This window comes from Caulobacter sp. RHG1 (assembly GCF_013181195.1).
Classification (GTDB): Bacteria; Pseudomonadota; Alphaproteobacteria; order Caulobacterales; family Caulobacteraceae; genus Caulobacter.
The window spans coordinates 79,240-96,877 of sequence record NZ_SMZP01000009.1 but is presented as its reverse complement, the minus strand read 5'-3'; the positions used below and the strand labels follow the sequence as shown (position 1 = coordinate 96,877).

Below are 17,638 nucleotides of genomic sequence, written 5' to 3'. Positions count from 1 at the left end.
TCCGGCCCTCGATTTTCCTTACGCGGGCCGCAAACTTTTTTTCAGAAGGTCAGCGGGAGATGGCGATTTCGTCGGACGAAGGCCGCTGGACCGAGGCCTGCAGGCTGACCTGCGCCGCCCGCGCAAAGGCTTCGGGGTCGTCGACGCTGAACACGCCGTACAGGCGCTCGCCGGCCAGGGCGTCGCCGGTCACCCGCAGCTGCAGGCGGTTGTAGCGGTTGAACTCGGCGGCGGCGAAGCCCAGGGTCTCGCCATCCAGCTCGATGCGACCGTCGCGCCAGGCCAGCTTGCGGCGCACCTCGCCGGCGTCGTCCAGGATGCGGGCCTTGTCAGGGGCCGGCGCGGCATTGGCGACGAACAGGCTCTGCCCCGCCTTCAGCGCCACCTTGCGATCCGGCGCGTCGAGGCTCCAGACGTCGACGGAGCCCTCGGTGACCAGCACGTCGACGCCGTTCTCGGCCCGCCGCACCGCGAAGGCCGTGCCGGTGGCCCGGACGGCCACGCCGCCGGCCTCGACCATAAACGGCCGGGCCTTGTCGTGGGCGACCTTGAACCAGGCCTCGCCGTCCTTCAGCCGGATCCTGCGCCGTTCGCGGGTCAGGGCCACGCTCAGCGCGCTGTCGGTGTTGATGCGGATGGTCGAGCCATCCTCCAGCGGCATGGCCCGCTGCTCGCCCTTCTCGGTGCGATAGACCTGGGGGCTCAGGACGAAACCGATCGCGGCGGCAAGGCTGGCCGCCAGACCGCCGCCGACCATGGCGGTCCGCCGGTCGATGCCGCGTCGCGCTCTACGAGGCGTGGCGGCAGGAAACAGCGGCGTGACCTCGGCTCCGGAAGCCTCCTCGCCCAGGGTCGCCCACATCGCCTGCGCCTTCAGGAAGGCGCCCTGACGGCGCGTGTCACCGGCCAGCCAGGCGTCCAGCCGCCGCTGCGAACGAGCGTCGTTGCTGCGATCCAGGGCCATCACCCAGTCCAGGGCGTCAGCCTCGATCTCCTGCGCGGTCTGCCGCTTCACCCTAGTCTCTAGCCTGCCTGCGCCACTGGATCTCGGGCGCGTCCTCGCCGTGTTTGTCGCGAAGGGCCTTGGCGATCAACCGCAAACCCTTCGCGCCCTCGTTTTCGACGATGCTCTCGCTGACATCGATCCGGCGGGCGATCTCACGCTGCGAGAGGCCCTCGATCTTGCGCATCTCCAGGATTCTGCGGCAGCGCTCGGGCAAGGCGGTCATGGCCTCGCGCACCAGCGCGAGATAGCGACGGTAGCTGGTTTCCTCTTCCGGGCTCGGCCGCTGATCGGCGTGGGCCAGCAGGTCCATGGCGTTGACGAAGTCGATCCGCACGATGCGCCGGCGGCGGATCTGGGCGTTCAGCACATTGCGAACGGTGCGGAAAAGATAGCCTTCCGGGTTCTCGACATGCTCGATCGAGCGCAGGGAGCACAGGCGGCAGTAGGCTTCCTGCAGCAGGTCGTCGATGTCCGATTCGGGCACACGGGCCCGCGACAGGGCCGAACGCACCTTGGCCTCGTAAGGCAGCACGTGCCGCCCGACCCAAGCCACCACGGCGGGATCCGCGCGCAACGTCATCCGAGACCGACGCGGGTCGAAGTTGGAATCAGATCTGACATCGGTCCGGAAACACCGCGCGGTCGAGCTCGCGTGGCGGCGCTTCTAGGGTCGGTTCGTGTCAGATTTTCTAGCCGGCGCCGGCTTCCGGGAACGCCAGGGTGAAGGTGACGCCCGGATCTCCCCGCTTCACCCTGACCGATCCGCCCATCTGACGCATGATCTGCTCGGCGATCGACAGGCCCAGACCCGATCCGTCGCCGCTGCGTCGGTCGCTGCGCCAGAACCGGCGGAAGAGCTCGCGCTCGTCGGTCGGACCAATCCCCGGACCGTCGTCGCGGACATGGACCGCAAAGGCCTCGACCTGAACCTCGATCGCCGCGCCAGCAGGCGTGTGCCGCACCGCATTCTCCAACAGGGCCGCCAGCGCCCGTCCCACCCGCTCGCCGTCGCCAGCGACGACGGCGCGCTCCAGGCCCGTGACGGAGATCGACTGGCCCTTCGACAGGGCCAGCGACACGATGGCCACGACTTGCTCCTCGGCGACCTGGCGCAGGTCGACCTGGGCGGCGGGATCGGGCGCGTGAGCGTCCAACTCGGCGATCAGCAGCAGGCGCTCGACGATGCCGCGGACATGACTGATCTGGGTCAGCAGCCGGCCTCGCAGCACCGGATCAGCCGCCTCCTCGGCGCGCAGTTGCAGCAACGACAAAGGCGTACGCAGTTCGTGGGCGGCGTCGGCGGCGAAGTCGCGCTCGATGCGATAGGCTTCGGTCACCCGGTCCAGGGCGCTGTTGAACGCCTGGCCCAGCGGCAGCACCTCGGCCGGCAGCGCGCTGACGTCGGCCCGTTCCTCCAGCGCCGTCGGATGGATGGCGGCCACGGCGTCGGAGACCTTGCGCACGGGCGCCAGGGTGCGGCGCACGATCCAGATGTCGATGGCCAGTTGCAGGGTCAGCAGCAGCAGGATCAGCCCCGCGCCGATGATCAGCACCTGGGTGACCACATCGTCGAAGATGACGTCCGGGTGGTCCAGGTTCTGGATCACGACGATCCGAAGATCCTCGCGCCCCATCACCGGCACGCTGAGCCCCGAGTAGAGCTTCGAGCCTTGCACGCGCTCGAAGAAGGCCGGGCCGCCGTCGGCCGGCACGCGCCGCAACGGCGGGGGAGCAGCCAGATCGCCAATGGGCGCCAGCCGCTCGCCTTGCAGCAGGCCGAACGTGAAGCTGTCGCCGCCGCCGTGCAGCGCCGGATGGGCCGCGTCGGTCACCATCCAGCCGTCCGGTGCGGCGCGCAGCCCGCCCTGCAACGTCTCCGCATAGGCCGACAGGATCTGGCGCTGCAGGCGCTCGCTAGTGGTCTCCAGCAGCAGCCACACCCCGGCGGCTACGACCAAGGCCGTCACCAGGGTCGCCAGGGCATGCAGCAGCAGCACCCGCGACAGGATCGAGCGCGCCCGGATCATCATGCGGCGACTTCCTCCCGCAGCAGATAGCCCACGCCGCGAAGGGTGACGATCTCGACGCCCGCCGCCAGTTGCTCCAGGCGCCGGCGCAACCGGTGGACGCCCACCTCCACGGCGTTGGACGAGAACTCCTCGCCCAAGCCGAAGAACAACGTCTCGATCTGGCGTTTGCGCACGGCCTTGTCGCGATGACGCAGCAACAGTTCCAGCAGCTGAGTCTCGCGCCGCGACAGGATCAGCGGGGTCTGGGCGATCTGCGCCACCCGACCGGCCGGGTCGTAGGTCAGCCGTCCGCAAGCCAGGGCCGCGCCGGCATTGGCCCCTGCCCTGCGCATCAAGGCCCGGACGCGGGCGATCAGCTCATCAGTGGCGAACGGCTTGGCCAGATAATCGTCGGCCCCGGCGTTCAACCCCGCCACCCGGTCGCCGATCGACGAGCGGGCGGTCAGGATCAGCACCGGCAGGTTGGCGTCCCGCTGGCGCGTCCACTCCAGCAGGTCCAGGCCGTCGCCATCGGGCAACCCCAAGTCCAGCAACATGCCGCCATGGTCGCCAGCCTCGATCAGCAGGCGCGCATCCTCAGCGCTGGCCACGCGGTCGCTGGGAAAGCCGGCGTCGGCCAGGCGGCCGACGATCAGTTCGGCCAGCTCGTCATGGTCCTCGACGATCAGCAGCCGCACGCCCGTCCCTCCTTGTAAGGACGCCGTAATCTCAGGCGGGGCCTTGCCGGGCGCAGACAAGCCCGGGCCGACATGACGCGCCGGGCGCAGACCGGATCCCGCTTCCCATGCGCATAGCCCTCCTCGCTCTCCTCGTGACCCTGACGCCGCTGGCCGCCCACGCCGACGCCGCACCGCACATCCCCGAGCCGATGGTGTTCGACATGGTCCGGCCGCTGGGCGCGCGCCGCGGCGAACTGGAGGTCAACGCCCTGGCCCAGCAGAACCTGTCGGGTCATCGCGGCGTCGAGTGGGCCCCGGAGATCGAGGTCGCCTTCGCCGACGGCTTCGCCATCGAGTTCGAGCTGCCAATGGAGGATATGAAGGTCACCGACTACAAGATGGGCCTGCAGGGGACCTTTGGATCGTTCAACAACGGCCGCGGCGTGCACGGCGTCCAGTATCTGGGCCTCTACAACCGCCATACCGGTCGTTGGGAAAACACCGCCCTCTACCTGGTCGGCCATCGCTTCGGCGAGCGGTTCAGCACCATGACCATGATCGGGGTCGGCGACGTGACGGTGAAGCATCCCGGCGACCGGGCCTTCATCTTCAACCACACGACCTTCTTCGAGGCGTCGGAGGCCACGATCCTGGGGCTGGAATACAATCTGCGCACCGGCCCGGACCGTACGACCTTGCTGATGCCGCAGATCCACCAGCGCCTGGGCCCAGGCGTCAATGTCCAGGCCGGCCTGGGCGCGGTGAAGGCCACGGGCGAGGCCTGGCGCCCGCGCGTCGGCCTGCGCCTGATCAAGGAGTTCTAAGGGCATCGTGGCTCTAGGGCGGCGGCGCGGCGCCCTGCTTCTCTTGCGGTTCGGTCCGGTCGCGGAACAGGGCCGCGCGCGCCAGCAGGATCAGGGTCACCGGCGTCGTCACCGTCAGGAAGACCCCGATCAGCAGTTCGCGCGGCATGAACCGCCCCTCTACGATCGTGAAGAACAGGATCGAGCCGATGACGATCAGCCCCATGCCCAGGGTCGCGCCCAGGGTCGGGGCGTGGACGCGCTCGTAGAAGGTCTTGAAGGTGCAGAGACCGACCGCGCCCAGCAGCGACAGCGCCGCGCCAGCCAGGATCAGCAGACCTACGACGACGGCGGCCCAGGTCGGCAGATTGGCGGTCATTCGATCACCTCGCCGCGCATCAGGAACTTGGCCAGGGCCACCGTGGCGGTGAAGCCCAGCATGCCGATGATCAGGGCGGCGTAGAAATAGACCGTGTCCGCGGTGCGCACGCCGAAGACCAGCAGCAGCAGCATGCCGTTCAGATAGAGAGTGTCCATGCCCAGCACGCGGTCCTGGGCGCGCGGGCCTCGCACGACGCGCCAGGCGGCCAGGGCCATCGCCACCACCAGCAGCGCTTGGGCGACCAGCAGGCTCCAGGCCAAAATCGTCTGGCTCATTCGAAGATCTCCCGCAGCCGGCGCTCGTAACGATCCTTGATCAGGTGGACCCACGCCTCCTCGTCCACGAGGTCGAGGACGTGCAGCAGCAGGCGACCCGAGGCGCTGTCGTACTCGACCCACAGGGTGCCGGGCGTGGCGGTCAGGATGACGGCCAGCACCGCCAGGGCGTAGCGGTCCTTCAGGTCCAGCGGCACATGGATGAAGCCCGACGTCCGTTCGCGCTTGCGGCCCGCCAGGATGATCGTCGCCACCGCCCAGTTCGAGCGCAGCACGTCGACCGCCACGAGTCCGGCCAATTGCAGGATCGCCAACGGCGCGCGGACGCGGACCCGCTGCAGGTCCAGGGCGCGCATCACCTGCGGCGCCAGCACGGCCAGCAGAGCGGCCAGGGCGATCGACGGCGGGTTGAACGCCCCACTCAGCAGCACGGAGGTCGCGAAGACGCCCGCCGCCAGGATGGGATGGGGAAACAGCGCCCGGATCATCGCGACGCTCCCAATACGGCCTCGATGTAGGCGTCCGGCCGGCCCAGCCATTCGGCGGTGTGCTCGGCATAGATCAGACCCATGCCGCCGAAGATGGCCAGCAGCACGCAGGCCGCCAGCAGACCGCCCATGCCGGCCAGTTCAGCCGCGCCGACCACCAGTTCAGGGGCGTCCTCGTCCCGCGCCCACAGGGCCTTCACACCCAGGCGCGTCAGACCGATCAGCCCGCCCAGGCTGGAGATCGACAGGGCGACCATCACCGCGATGCTGGCCGGATCAAGAGCATTGGCCAGGCCATCGAGCATGGCCAGTTTTCCGATGAAGCCCGACAGCGGCGGCAGGCCCGCGACCATCAGGGTGCAGATCAGCAACGCCCCGCCCAGGGCCGCGACGGCTGCGGGGATGACGAGGCCAGGCTCGTTGCGCTCGTCATCGTCGAACGGATCACGATACTCGTCGTCGAATACGGCCCGCTCGCGCTGCGCGCCGGAGTCGACGCCACGCTGCAGCACCTCGGCCAGCAGGAAGAGCGCCCCGCAGGCCAGGGTCGAGCCAATCAGGTAGAACAGCGCCCCGCCCAGTACGGCCGGATGACCCACGCCCGCCGCCGCCAGCACGGTGCCCGACGAAACCATGACGGCATAGGCCGCTGCACGCGCCAGGTCCCGCGCGGCGATGATGCCCAGCGTGCCGAAGGCCAGCGTCGCCAGACCTGCCGCCAGCAGCCAGCCCTGGCCAAAATGCGCCGAGCCAGCCGCCTGGTCGCCGAACGCCAGCAGCGACAGGCGCAGCAGCACATAGACCCCGACCTTGGACAGCATGGCGAAGATCGCCGCCGCCGGCGCACTGGCCGCCGTATAGGTGGGCGCCAGCCAGAAGCCTAGCGGCCAGGCCGCGCACTTGATCAGGAAAGCCGTGCCCAGCACGGCGGCGCCGACGTGCAGCAGGCCGCGATCGGTCTCGGCGATGACGCGAACCTTCAGCGCCAAGTCGGCCATGTTCAGCGTGCCGGTCACGCCATAGATCACCGACACCCCGATCAGGAACAGCAGCGAGGCCGTCAGATTGATGGCGATATAGGTCAGGCCCGCCCGGATCCGCTCTTCGCCCGACCCATGCAGCGCCAGGCCATAGGAGGCGGCCAGCATGATCTCGAAGAAGACGAACAGGTTGAAGAGGTCGCCGGTCAGGAAGGCGCCGTTGATGCCCATGATCAGGAACAGGAACAGCGCATGGAAACGGGGTCCCGCCCGGTCCCATCGGGCCAGGGCGAAGGCCAGGACGCCTGCGCCCAGCACGCTCGTGAGGGCCACCATCATGGTCGACAGCCGGTCGGCGACCAGCACGATGCCATAGGGCGCGGCCCAGTCGCCCAGATGATAGACTCGCGCGGTGTCGCCGCCGTCGGCCGCGCCGGTCAGGCACTCGTACAGCAGGATCAGGGCGACGATCAGGATCGCGGCCATGGCGGTCAGGCTGATCACGCTCTTCAGCCGTCGGCGACGCTCGTCGAACAGCAGCATGACCGCGGCCATGACCATCGGCAGCAGGATCGGCAGGATGATCAGATGGACGTCCCAGGCGATCATTCGGCCGGCTCCCGTCCGTCGACATGGTCGCTGCCCGTCGCGCCCCGCGCGGCCAGCAGCACGACCAGGAACAGCGCCGTCAGGGCGAAGCTGATGACGATCGCCGTCAGCACCAAAGCCTGGGGCGTAGGGTCATCATACAGCTCCGGCCGCGCAAGACCCGAGGACGTCACCGGCGGCGCGCCCGAGCGCAGCCGGCCCATTGCGAAGATGAACAGGTTCACCGCGTAGGACAGCAGCGACAGCCCCATGATCACCTGGAAGGTCCGCGGGCGCAGCAGCAGCCAGATCCCGGCCGTCGAGAGCACGCCGATGGCGATGGCCAAGACGATTTCGGTCATGCGCCCTCCTCCGCCGCGTCTTCATCGCGCTTGGCGCGGCGCAGCGACTGATGCGCCAGGGCGACCAGCATCAGAACGGTCGCGCCGACGACCAGCAGCACTACGCCCAGGTCGAAGATGACCGCACTGGCCAGCGGCGTCTTACCCAGCACCGGCAGATGCACATACTGGAAGGCCGAGGTCAGGAACGGCCGGTTGAAGCCCACGGCCGCCAGACCACAGCCGGCGGCGATGATCAGGCCCAGGCCGATCCACAGGATGGGCCGCAGCAGCAGCCGCTCTTCCACCCAGCGCGCGCCCGAGGCCATGTACTGCAGCAGCACCGCGATCGACAGCGCCACGCCGGCCGCGAAACCCCCGCCCGGCAGGTCGTGCCCGCGCAGGAAGAGGTGCACCGCCAGGACGATGACGAACGGGAACATCCACCGCATGACAACGCGCGGAATCAGCAGGGTGTCGCGCAGGGCGTCGCCGGGCGTGGGTCCGTCGGCCAAAGCGTGTTCCTGGGCCTGCCTCTGGTTCGGAGCAGCCAGGCTGTCGTCGGCGGGCCTGAAGCGGCGCAGCAGAGCCAGAACAGTCAGGCCGACGATGCCCAGCACCGTGATCTCGCCGAAGGTGTCGAAGGCGCGGAAGTCCACCAGGATGACATTGACGACATTTCGCCCGCCGCCCTCGCTGTAGGCGCGCTCGACGAAGAAGCGCGAAATGCCCTCGACCATCGGCCGGGTCATCACGGCATAGGCCACGATCGCCAGGGCCAGGCCGCAGACGACGGCTATGACCAGGTCGACCTGACGGCGGCGACGCGAGCGGCGTTGCTCGGCGTCGGAGACCTTCATCTCTTCCAGGCGCTTGGGCAGCCAGCGCAGACCCAGCAGCAGGAGGACGGTCGTGACCACCTCGACCAGCAGCTGGGTGATGGCCAGGTCGGGGGCCGACAGCCAGACGAAGGACAGACAGCTGACCAGCCCGGCCCCGCCCATCAGCACGACGGCGGCCAGGCGGTGATACTTGGCCTGCCAGGCCGCGGCGACGGCGCAACCGCCGCCGACCAGCCACAGGCCAGCGAAGGCGTAGTCCGAAGGTGCGGGCGCGGACCAGTCCGGCGTGATCGGCAGGCCGCCGGCCACGGCCGCCGCGGCGCCGGCCAGCAGCGCGACCAGCACCACCGCCCGCAGCTGGGGCTGCATGCGATCCGCACCCAGGACCCGCTCGACCCAGCGGGCGCCCTTGACGATGCCGGTCATCGCCTTTTCGAACAGATAGCCGCCATTCAGGCGACGCAGATGCAGCAGCCCGCCGCGCGTGTTGGCTGCCAGCGCTTTGCCGAAGACGAGGTACAGCACGCCCCCACCGCACAGAGCCAGAACGCTAAGCAACAAGGGGATGTTGAAGCCGTGCCAGAGCGCGAGGCTGTAGTAAGGCGGGTTTGGCCCCGCTACCGAGATCACGGCGCTGCGCAGGAACGGACCAACGGTCAGGGCCGGCGCGACGCCGACCAGCAGGCACAGCGCCACTAGGATCTCGACCGGCCGCCGCATCCAGCCCGGCGGCTCGTGCGGCGTGCGGTCCAGCAAGGTGGGCGGCGGGCCAAAGAAGGTCGCCAGGATGAAGCGCAGCGAATAGAGCACGCCGAACGCGCTGGCCAAGGTGGCCAACACCGGCAGGGCGCTGTTCAGCGCATGGCCGTTGCCGCCCGAGACCACCTCGGCCAGGAACATCTCCTTGGACAGGAAGCCGTTCAGCAGCGGCACGCCGGCCATGGCCGCAGCCGCGACGATGGCCAGGGTCCCGGTGATGGGCATGTAGCGATAAAGACCGCTCAGCTTGCGCATGTCGCGAGTGCCGGCCTCGTGGTCGATGATGCCGGCGGCCATGAACAGCGACGCCTTGAAGGTCGCGTGGTTGATCGTGTGGAAGATCGCCGCCACCGCCCCCAGCGGCGAACCCAGGCCCAGTAGCAGGGTGATCAGGCCCAGATGGCTGATGGTCGAATAGGCCAGCAAGCCCTTGAGATCATGCTGGAAGATGGCGCACCAGGCGCCCAGCAGCAGTGTCGCCACGCCGGCCCCGCCGACGACGAAGTACCATGTGTCGGTCTGGCCGAAGATCGGCCACATGCGCAACAGGAGGAAGATCCCCGCCTTCACCATGGTGGCAGAGTGCAGATAGGCGCTGACCGGCGTCGGGGCGGCCATGGCGCGCGGCAGCCAGAAGTGGAACGGGAACTGCGCGCTCTTGGTCAGGGCCCCCAGCAGGATCAGGCCCAGCGCAGGGACGTAGCGCGGATCGGCCAGGATCTGGTCCTTGGCGGCCAGGACGACGTCCAGGTCGTAGCTGCCGACGATCGCGCCCAGCAGGATCATGCCGACCAGTAGGGCCAGGCCGCCCAGGGCCGTGACCGTCAGCGCCATCCGCGCGCCTTCACGCGCGGCGGGGTTCTGGTGCCAGTAGCCGATCAGCAGGAAGGAAAAGAGGCTGGTCAGCTCCCAGAAGACGGCCAGCTGGATCAGGTTGCCCGACAGCACCACGCCCTGCATCGCGCCCATGAAGGCCAGCAGGAACGAGAAGAACCGCGGCACCGGGTCCTTGGGCGACATGTAGTAGCGTGCGTACAGCACGACCAAGGCGCCGATCCCCAGGATCAGGGCGCAGAAGATCCACGACAGCCCATCCAGCCGCAGCACCAGATCCACGCCCAGCGATGGCAGCCAGGGAATCTCCAGCCGCAGGATCTCGCCGTCGGCGAACATCGGCCACAGCGCGCCCAGGCTGACCAGACAGACCAGGGCCACGATCCACGAGAGAATGGCCGCCGAGGTGCGGGCGTGGCGCGGAAGGCCGGCCGCGATCGCCGCGCCCAGGAACGGCGCGGCCAAGATCAGGAGTATGAGCAGATTTGAAGACAAACGATCGGCAGCCCCCGCCACGAGATACAGTTGAGCGAAGCCACGCCCATTAGGTTCCATGGCCAGAATAGATGCCGGTCCCGCACATCAAAGTGACAAAACATGCCAGCGGCTTCACATGATGGCGATCCGAGCCGCCAAAACCGCGGTCTACGCGACGCGCACGGCGCTCCGGAAGGCCGTCGTCAAACCTTCGCACAACTCTGCCATCGGCCGGGTCCAGTCCATCCGTCCCGCAGCCGCCCACAGGTCTATACGATGAAACTTCCGCTCAAGCTGGGCGCCCTGCTCGCCGTCGCCCTCTGCACCACCGCCGCGACGACGCCGCCTCCCCACTCGCCCGGCGCGCCCTATGCCGCGCGCAATCTGGCCGACCGCGTCGTGCTGACGCCCGGCGCGGATGCAGCCCGCGAGATGGCCGTGGCCTTCCGGACGGACCTGGCGCAAACCACTACCGAAGCGCAGATCCTCAAGGGCCTGGACGGTCCCAGCCTGGTCGATCAGGCGAAAACGGTCTCGGGCGTCTCCAAGCGCATCGACACCGACAACGGCGCGGCGCTGTACCACCAGATCCGCTTCACGGGCCTGGAGCCCGACACCGTCTATGCCTACCGCGTCAAGGGCGCGGCCGGCTGGGGCGAGTGGCTGCAGTTCAAGACCGCCGCGGCGCAGTTCCGCCCGTTCAGCTTCCTTTATCTGGGCGACACCCAGAACGGCATCCTCAGCCATGGCGCGCGGGTGATCCGTCAGGCCTATCTGTCGACCGCCGCCCCCGCCCTGATGCTGCACGCCGGCGATCTGGTGGCCCAGCGCGACGACATGATCCACGACGATGAGTGGGGCGAGTGGACCCAGGCCGGCGGCTTCAACTTCGCCAGCATTCCGCAGCTGCCCGCGACCGGGAACCACGAGTATGTCGACGCCGTCGGCCCCGACGGCAAGGAAGTCTACCAGCTGGGTCCGCACTTCCCGCTGCAGTTCAACCTGCCGGGCAATGGCGCGCCCGGCGCTGGCGCGACCACCTACGCCGTCGACTACCAGGGCGTCCGCTTCGTGGTGCTGGACGGCACCTCGGCCCTGAACCTGGGCACGCTGGAGGCCCAGACCCGCTGGGCCGACGCCGCCCTGGCCGCGCCGGGCTCGCTGTGGCGCGTGGTGGTCTTCCACCAGCCGATCTACACCTGCGCCCGCCCGCAGGACACCGAGGCCTTGAAAGCCGCCTGGGTTCCGGTCTTCGAACGCCACAAGGTCGATCTGGTCCTGCAGGGTCACGACCACTGCTATTCGCGCCTGACCAGCGTGCTGGGCAAGACCGACGCCGCCCGCCGCCACAAGGCCGGCGAGGCCCAAGGACCGGTTTATGTCGTCTCGGTGACCGGGACCAAGATGTACGCCCTGAACGACCGCGCCCCGTTCCAGCCCGATCGGGTGGCCGCCGACACCCAGCTCTATCAGGTGATCTCGGTCGAAAAGGACAAGCTGCGCTTCGAGGCCCACACGGCTACGGGCCGCCTCTACGACGCCTTCGAGCTGAAGCGCGGCGCGGACGGTCGCAATCGCCTGACCGAGACCGACGCGCTGCCGCCGATCCGCATGTGCGATGGCGACAAGGGGCCGGACGGCGGTCGCTGCCTGGGTCGCGAGAAGTAGGTCGGAGGGCGCCGCCACCCGGTGAGGTGTCGGCGCCACGCCTCAGCGCTCGATATAATTTCGTTATAATGCTGTAGCAGCGCTGTCGCAAAATCTCTGCACGACCCGCCCCCATCGTTTCAGTCAAATGGGGGCACTGCTCATGCCGACCAAACTCACCGCTTCGAAGCGCGCTCTGCTTCTGGGCTCCACCGTCATCGGGACCTGGTCCCTGGCCGCCCTGGCCATGGCCGCCACCCTGTCGGGCCGTGTCATCGATTCCACCGGCACGCGCGCCCTGCAGGCCGCCGAAGTGTCGATCGTCGAGCTGGGCCGCGTCGCCCAGACGGAGTCGGATGGCGGCTTCCGCTTCGCCGACCTGCCCGCCGGCAACTACACCCTGCGCACCCGCTATACCGGCGCGGCCACCACCGAGACGTCCGTGACGGTCGGCCAGGCCGACACCCGCATCACCGTCTCGCTGAGCCCCGCGGGCGACGCGGTCGACACTCTGCTGGTCGTGGGCCAGCGCGCCAACCTGGCCAGCGCCATCTCGCGTCAACGCGCCGGCGAAGGCATCCAAAGCGTTCTGACCCGTGACGCCATGGGTCAGTTCCCCGACCAGAACGTGGCTGAAGCCGTGCGCCGCGCGCCCGGCGTCAACGTCCTGAACGACCAGGGCGAAGGCCGCTTCGTGGCCGTCCGCGGCCTGGACCCGAACCTGAACGCCGCCTCGATCAACGGCGTGCGCGTTCCCTCGCCCGAGGCCGACGTCCGCTCGGTGGCTCTCGACGTCATTCCGTCGGAACTGATCGAGTCGATCGAGATCAAGAAGACGCTGACCGCCGACATGGACGCCGACACCATCGGCGCCTCGATCGAGATCAACACCACCAGCGCCTTCGATCGCCGCAAGCCGTTCTTCGCCGTCTCGGCCGAGGGCTCCTACAACGACATGACCGGCAAGACGACGCCGAAGGGCTCGGTCGACTTCTCGCGCACGATCGGGGATCGCCTGGGCGTGGCCGGCGGCCTGTCGTACTACAAGCGCACCTTCGCGACCGACAATGTCGAGATGGACGACTGGGAAGAGTCGGACGCCGGCATCGTCTCGGCCAAGACACTCGAGTATCGCGACTACGACGTCACCCGTAAACGCCTGGGCGGCTCGCTGTCGTTCGACTATCGCGCGACCGACGACACCACCCTGTATCTGCGCCTGCTGGCCAGCCAGTTCGACGACCATGAATACCGCCGTCGCACCATCTTCGAAATGGAAGGCGACCCGGTCAGCGGCACGGCGACCTCGGCCAACTTCCGTTCGGCCGACGGCCGCATCACCGTCATCCGCGACGTGAAGGACCGCTTCGAGAGCCAGACCATCCGCTCGGTCGCCCTGGGCGGCCGCACCGACGCCGGCGCCTGGCGCTTCGACTACTCGGCCGCCTTCTCGGCGGCGCGCGAGAAGGAAGCCGGCTCGATCGACCCGGCCCGCTTCCGCCAGCGCTTCACGGGCAATTCGCTGAACGTCAATTTCGACTACAGCGACATGGAAAAGCCGCGCTACGCCGTGACCACCGGCCAGGCCAACTTCCTGGACGCCTCGCGCTACGCGTTCTACCGCCTGGAGCAGACCAGCCTGTCGGAGTCGCGCGACGAGGAGGCGACGTTCAAGTTCGACGCCCGTCGCGCCTTCGCCTGGGACGGCGCCAGCGGCGAGATCCAGTTCGGCGGCAAGGCCCGCCTGCGCGAGAAGACCAACAACCTCGAGATCGACTACTACGACGGCTATGACGGCACGTTCACCCTGGCCAACGTCCAAGGCCAACAGGACTACGGCTTGGCCGACATCTCGCCGGTGGTCGGCAAGACCGCGGTCGCCGATTTCCTGAAAACCAACGCCGGCAAGCTGGAGCAAAGCGACTTCGACACGGTGTACGAGTCCGCCGTGACCGACTACCGGGTCCACGAAGACATCCTGGCCGGCTACATGCTGGGCCGCTACCACGCCGGTCCGCTGCGCGCCGTGGCTGGTCTGCGCGTCGAGCACACCCGCAACCGTCTGAGCGGCAACTTCGTCGAGGTCGATGGCGACGACGTCATCGTCACGCCCAACAGCTTCAAGCGCGACTACACCGACTGGCTGCCCAGCGCGACCCTGCGCTACGAAGCCCAGCCGAACCTGTTGGTGCGCGCCGGCGTGTTCCGCAGCGTGGTGCGTCCGGGCATCGGCAAGATGGCCCCGCGCTTCATCGTCGAAGACAACGAAGGCGAGTTCGGCAATCCGGACCTCAAGCCCTACGACGCGTGGAACCTGGACCTGTCGACGGAATGGTACTTCGCCAAGGAAGCGGTGCTCTCGGGCGGCCTGTTCTACAAGAAGGTCAAGAACTTCATCGTCGACGCCGAGTACGAGGACTACGCCTTCAACGGCGTTGTCTACAATCAGGTCGTCCGCCCCATCAACGGCGACGAGGCCACCATCAAGGGCTTCGAGTTCAACTACCAGCAGGCCCTGACCTCGCTGCCGGGTCTGCTCAGCGGCGCCCTGCTCGGCTTCAACTACACCTACACCGACGCCGAGGGTGACATCCTGGGCCGGACCATCCCGCTGCCGGCCTCGTCGAAGAACACCTTCAACGCCATGGTCGGCTACGAGAAGGGTCCGATCAGCATCCGCCTGTCGGCCACTTACCGCGATCTCTATCTCGACGAACTGGGCTCCAGCGCCGAGAAGGATCGCTACGTGAAGGACCACCTGCAGTACGACCTGTCGGCCAAGTACCGCGTCAGTAAGTCGGTCCAGGTCTTCGCCGACCTCGTCAACATGGGCGACGAGCCCTATGTGGCCTACCAGCGTGGCCCGAAGGGCGACCGCCTGCTGCAGTACGAAGAATACTCCTGGACCGGCAAGTTCGGGGTCAAGGCGACGTTCTAACGAAATCGGCCGCGCCCGATGCGGGCGCGGCCGAAAACCTGTCGAAATCGAGCGATCCGGCCCGCAAGGACCGGATCGCTTTTCTCATGGTCAGAAGTCGAAACGGGCGCCGACGCCATAGGTGGCTGGCGCGCCGACCAGACGGGCAGCTCCGTTCAGCTCGGGGAAATAGACCTCGTCGGTGATGTTGCGGCCATAGGCGTACAGCGTCCAGTTCGACGGGGTCGCCAGGTCCAGACGGGCGTTGACCAGGGTGTAGGCCTTGGCCGTGTTGCCCGGCGTGGCGTTCAGACGGTTCGATTCCTCGCCATGGTGGGTGACGCCCAAGCGCGAGCGCAGCTCCCAACCCGGTTGCAGCACGACGCTGTGGTTCAGCGAAGCCGTCGCCGAGACGTCCGGCGCGCCCGGCAGCGGGTCGCCGACCGTCTGCAGCACCTCGGCCACGCGGTTCGAGGTGAACGACAGCACCTCGGTGTCCAGCCAAGCGGCGTTGACGTCGAAGGTCAGCTGCTGGCGCTCGGTGCGCAGCAGTTGGGCGCTAAGCGCGACCTCGATGCCCTTGCTGCTGGCCTTGCCGACATTGGCGCGGCCGTTGGTGTCGTTGGCCAGGCGCGTCGTGGCCTGCAGCTCGCTAAAGCGATAGTCGAAGGCGTCCAGCGACAGGCGCAGGCGCGGCGTCGTCCAGCGCAGGCCGGCCTCGTAGGCGCGCACGGTTTCCGAGGCGAACGGCTTGGTCTCGGCGACGGTGAAGATCGAGGTGCCGTCAAAGCCGCCGCCGCGATAGCCGGTGCCGGCCGAGACGAAGACGTTCAGGCTGGGCGTGACGTCGTACTTCACGGTCAGGCGGCCCGAGACGTTGTCGTCCTCGAACTTTTCGTCCCACGCGAACGGGTTGGTGGTGGCGAAGGTGGTCGTGAAGGTGCTGATGCCCCAGGGATTGTGGTCGACGTTACGGCCGACATAGTGAGCGTCGTCGCGGGTGTAGCGCAGGCCACCCGAGACCTGCAGGCGCTCGGTCAGGTGATAGTCGGCCTGGCCGAACAGGGCGAAGCTCTTGCGCTCCTGGCGGTGCAGGTTGTCGTACATGGTCAGCGCCGAATAGCTGATCCAGTTGGTGTCGAACTTGACGTCGTCGGTGACGTAGAAGGCGCCGACGATCCAGTCGACCTTGCCGCCGGTGTCGTCGGCCAGGCGCAGTTCCAGCGACGATTGGCTTAGCTTCTCGTCGGCGTCGAAATACGATGCCGGATAAGGCGAGCCGTCGCCATTGCCCTTCACCGAGCGCTTGCTGCCCTGCCAGCCGCCGACGGCGGTGAAGTTCAGGTTCTCACGCACCTTGTGGCTGAAGGTCGCCGAGCCGCCATAGATGTCGATGCTGTGGGTCGGATAGCCGGTCGAGTAGAATTCGAACGGGTCGGCGTTCTCACCAGCGTTGGCGACGGTGGCGTCCAGCGAGCGAGCGATACGGTCGTACTGGCGGGTGTCGCCACGGTCACGGCTGCCGAACAGCTTGATGGTCAGGTCCGACTGCTCGGCCATCTGGACGTCGAAGGTGGCGCGGCCGGCGAACAGGTCCTTATCGCCAAAGCCCTTGCGGCGGCCAGGATCGGCCAGGGCCGGGACCTGGGTCTGGACGACGCCGCGCACCGACGGACGGAAGCCGGCCAGCAGACCCGCCCCTGCCCCGTCCATGAAACCGCCGCCGCTCTGGGCCAGCACGGCCAGGCGCACGCCGGCGGTGTCGCTGATCGGGCCGCCGACCGAGGCTTCCATCTCGGTATAGTCGTAGCTGCCGTACTCGATGCGGCCCGAGCCTTCGACGGTCTTGGTGGGGCCGCGGGTGATGGCGTTGATGACGCCGGCGGTCGTGTTGCGGCCGTACAGCGTGCCCTGCGGACCTTTCAGCACCTCGATGCGGTCCAGATCGAACAGCGGCATGCCCAGATAGGCGTTCGAGGTCTGGTAGACGCCGTCGACATGCATGGCGACCGAGGGGTTGCCGTTGGGCTTGTAGTCGTCGGCGCCGCCGATGCCGCGGATGCTGATCAGGCCGTAGTTGGTGCCGCCAAACGCGTAGTTGACCGAGACGCCGGCAACCTGGTCGACCAGGTCGGTGACACTGGTAATGCCGCGACGCTGGGCGTCGGCGCCGTCGACGACCGTCACGGCCAGCGGGACGTCCTCGATGCGGGCGACGCGCTTCTGAGCGGTGACGACGACTTCGTCGAGTTCGCTGACGACCGGATTTTCCTGCACCGAGATCAGGAAGGTGCGCGGCCCGGTGGCCGTCGCCTTCAGGCCCGAACCGGCCAACAGGTCACGCAGGGCTTCGGCCGGCGCGCGCGTGCCGACCACGGCGTTGGCGCGTTTGCCTTTCACCAGGCCCGACGCATACAGCAGCTGCACGTCGGCCTGCTTGGCGAAGGCCGGCAGGGCCAGTTCCAGCGGCTGGGCCGAGACGGTGAAGGCCACCGGCGGCGCGGCGCCTTCCTGAGCCAGGGCCGGCGCGGCAGCGCTGAGAACAGCGATGGCGCAGCAGGCCATCAAACCGCGTCGAAGACCAGCGGCGTGGGAAACTCGGTTCGTCAT

Annotated in this window: 14 protein-coding genes; 3 read left to right on the top strand and 11 right to left on the bottom strand. The window is 68.1% G+C overall.

Translation table 11 applies throughout. The annotated features are described in order from the left end of the window. Positions 1–49: 49 nt before the first annotated feature. From E1H18_RS26975 to E1H18_RS22365, 4 genes are all read right to left on the bottom strand, one after another. Positions 50–1,015 (bottom strand): FecR domain-containing protein, encoded by a 966-nt coding sequence (locus E1H18_RS26975; protein ID WP_172272998.1) that lies wholly within the window; start codon positions 1,013–1,015, stop codon positions 50–52. 1 nt (position 1,016) lies between these two features. Continuing rightward, positions 1,017–1,586: an RNA polymerase sigma factor gene (locus E1H18_RS22375; protein WP_172272995.1), complete on the bottom strand. Its 570-nt coding sequence runs from the start codon at positions 1,584–1,586 to the stop codon at positions 1,017–1,019. Positions 1,587–1,695: 109 nt separating this feature from the next. Continuing rightward, a complete protein-coding gene (locus tag E1H18_RS22370) occupies positions 1,696–3,036 on the bottom strand; it encodes an ATP-binding protein (protein ID WP_172272992.1) in 1,341 nt (446 codons plus the stop codon). Next, positions 3,033–3,713, bottom strand: coding sequence for a response regulator transcription factor (locus E1H18_RS22365; protein ID WP_172272989.1), 681 nt, complete (start codon positions 3,711–3,713; stop codon positions 3,033–3,035). Before E1H18_RS22365 ends, E1H18_RS22370 begins: the two co-directional genes overlap by 4 nt. A gap of 107 nt (positions 3,714–3,820) precedes the next feature. On the opposite strand from E1H18_RS22365, the gene E1H18_RS22360 reads away from it, so the two are divergent. Further along, the gene (locus tag E1H18_RS22360) at positions 3,821–4,519 is read left to right on the top strand and encodes a hypothetical protein (RefSeq protein WP_206679121.1); all 699 of its coding nucleotides are present in this window, start codon (positions 3,821–3,823) and stop codon (positions 4,517–4,519) included. Positions 4,520–4,532: 13 nt separating this feature from the next. Here the strand turns inward: E1H18_RS22360 and mnhG are convergent, their stop codons facing one another. From mnhG to E1H18_RS22330, 6 genes are read right to left on the bottom strand one after another with little or no spacing between them, the layout of a single operon-like run. Next, positions 4,533–4,877, bottom strand: coding sequence for a monovalent cation/H(+) antiporter subunit G (gene mnhG / locus E1H18_RS22355; protein ID WP_172272986.1), 345 nt, complete (start codon positions 4,875–4,877; stop codon positions 4,533–4,535). Beyond that, positions 4,874–5,155, bottom strand: a complete 282-nt coding sequence (locus tag E1H18_RS22350; RefSeq protein WP_172272983.1) for a K+/H+ antiporter subunit F — start codon at positions 5,153–5,155, stop codon at positions 4,874–4,876. The genes mnhG and E1H18_RS22350 overlap by 4 nt, the downstream gene beginning before the upstream one ends. After that, entirely contained in the window at positions 5,152–5,643 is a 492-nt protein-coding gene (locus E1H18_RS22345; RefSeq protein ID WP_194248152.1) for a Na+/H+ antiporter subunit E, read from the bottom strand. The genes E1H18_RS22350 and E1H18_RS22345 overlap by 4 nt, the downstream gene beginning before the upstream one ends. Next, entirely contained in the window at positions 5,640–7,232 is a 1,593-nt protein-coding gene (locus E1H18_RS22340; protein ID WP_172272980.1) for a monovalent cation/H+ antiporter subunit D, read from the bottom strand. The genes E1H18_RS22345 and E1H18_RS22340 overlap by 4 nt, the downstream gene beginning before the upstream one ends. Beyond that, entirely contained in the window at positions 7,229–7,573 is a 345-nt protein-coding gene (locus E1H18_RS22335) for a Na+/H+ antiporter subunit C (RefSeq protein ID WP_172272977.1), read from the bottom strand. The genes E1H18_RS22340 and E1H18_RS22335 overlap by 4 nt, the downstream gene beginning before the upstream one ends. Further along, on the bottom strand, positions 7,570–10,452 hold the full coding sequence (locus tag E1H18_RS22330; RefSeq protein WP_241736154.1) for a monovalent cation/H+ antiporter subunit A: 2,883 nt from the start codon (positions 10,450–10,452) through the stop codon (positions 7,570–7,572). Before E1H18_RS22330 ends, E1H18_RS22335 begins: the two co-directional genes overlap by 4 nt. A 288-nt stretch (positions 10,453–10,740) precedes the next feature. Between E1H18_RS22330 and E1H18_RS22325 the strand changes: the two genes are divergently transcribed. Both E1H18_RS22325 and E1H18_RS22320 read left to right on the top strand, forming a co-directional pair. Then, entirely contained in the window at positions 10,741–12,132 is a 1,392-nt protein-coding gene (locus E1H18_RS22325) for a metallophosphoesterase family protein (protein ID WP_172272972.1), read from the top strand. Positions 12,133–12,274: 142 nt separating this feature from the next. Continuing rightward, positions 12,275–15,049 carry a TonB-dependent receptor gene (locus E1H18_RS22320; protein WP_172272970.1) on the top strand — a complete coding sequence of 925 codons (2,775 nt, stop codon included), beginning with the start codon at positions 12,275–12,277 and terminating at the stop codon, positions 15,047–15,049. Between the two features lie 90 nt (positions 15,050–15,139). Here the strand turns inward: E1H18_RS22320 and E1H18_RS22315 are convergent, their stop codons facing one another. Continuing rightward, positions 15,140–17,638: a TonB-dependent receptor gene (locus E1H18_RS22315; protein WP_206679120.1), complete on the bottom strand. Its 2,499-nt coding sequence runs from the start codon at positions 17,636–17,638 to the stop codon at positions 15,140–15,142.

Coding starts and splice junctions, on each gene's coding strand:
- E1H18_RS22375 (WP_172272995.1), bottom strand. CDS start 1,586: ATGACGTTGCGCGCGGATCCCGCCGTGGTGGCTTGGGTCGGGCGGCAC.
- E1H18_RS22370 (WP_172272992.1), bottom strand. CDS start 3,036: ATGATGATCCGGGCGCGCTCGATCCTGTCGCGGGTGCTGCTGCTGCAT.
- E1H18_RS22360 (WP_206679121.1), top strand. CDS start 3,821: ATGCGCATAGCCCTCCTCGCTCTCCTCGTGACCCTGACGCCGCTGGCC.
- mnhG (WP_172272986.1), bottom strand. CDS start 4,877: ATGACCGCCAATCTGCCGACCTGGGCCGCCGTCGTCGTAGGTCTGCTG.
- E1H18_RS22350 (WP_172272983.1), bottom strand. CDS start 5,155: ATGAGCCAGACGATTTTGGCCTGGAGCCTGCTGGTCGCCCAAGCGCTG.
- E1H18_RS22345 (WP_194248152.1), bottom strand. CDS start 5,643: ATGATCCGGGCGCTGTTTCCCCATCCCATCCTGGCGGCGGGCGTCTTC.
- E1H18_RS22340 (WP_172272980.1), bottom strand. CDS start 7,232: ATGATCGCCTGGGACGTCCATCTGATCATCCTGCCGATCCTGCTGCCG.
- E1H18_RS22335 (WP_172272977.1), bottom strand. CDS start 7,573: ATGACCGAAATCGTCTTGGCCATCGCCATCGGCGTGCTCTCGACGGCC.
- E1H18_RS22325 (WP_172272972.1), top strand. CDS start 10,741: ATGAAACTTCCGCTCAAGCTGGGCGCCCTGCTCGCCGTCGCCCTCTGC.
- E1H18_RS22320 (WP_172272970.1), top strand. CDS start 12,275: ATGCCGACCAAACTCACCGCTTCGAAGCGCGCTCTGCTTCTGGGCTCC.
- E1H18_RS22315 (WP_206679120.1), bottom strand. CDS start 17,638: ATGACGAACCGAGTTTCCCACGCCGCTGGTCTTCGACGCGGTTTGATG.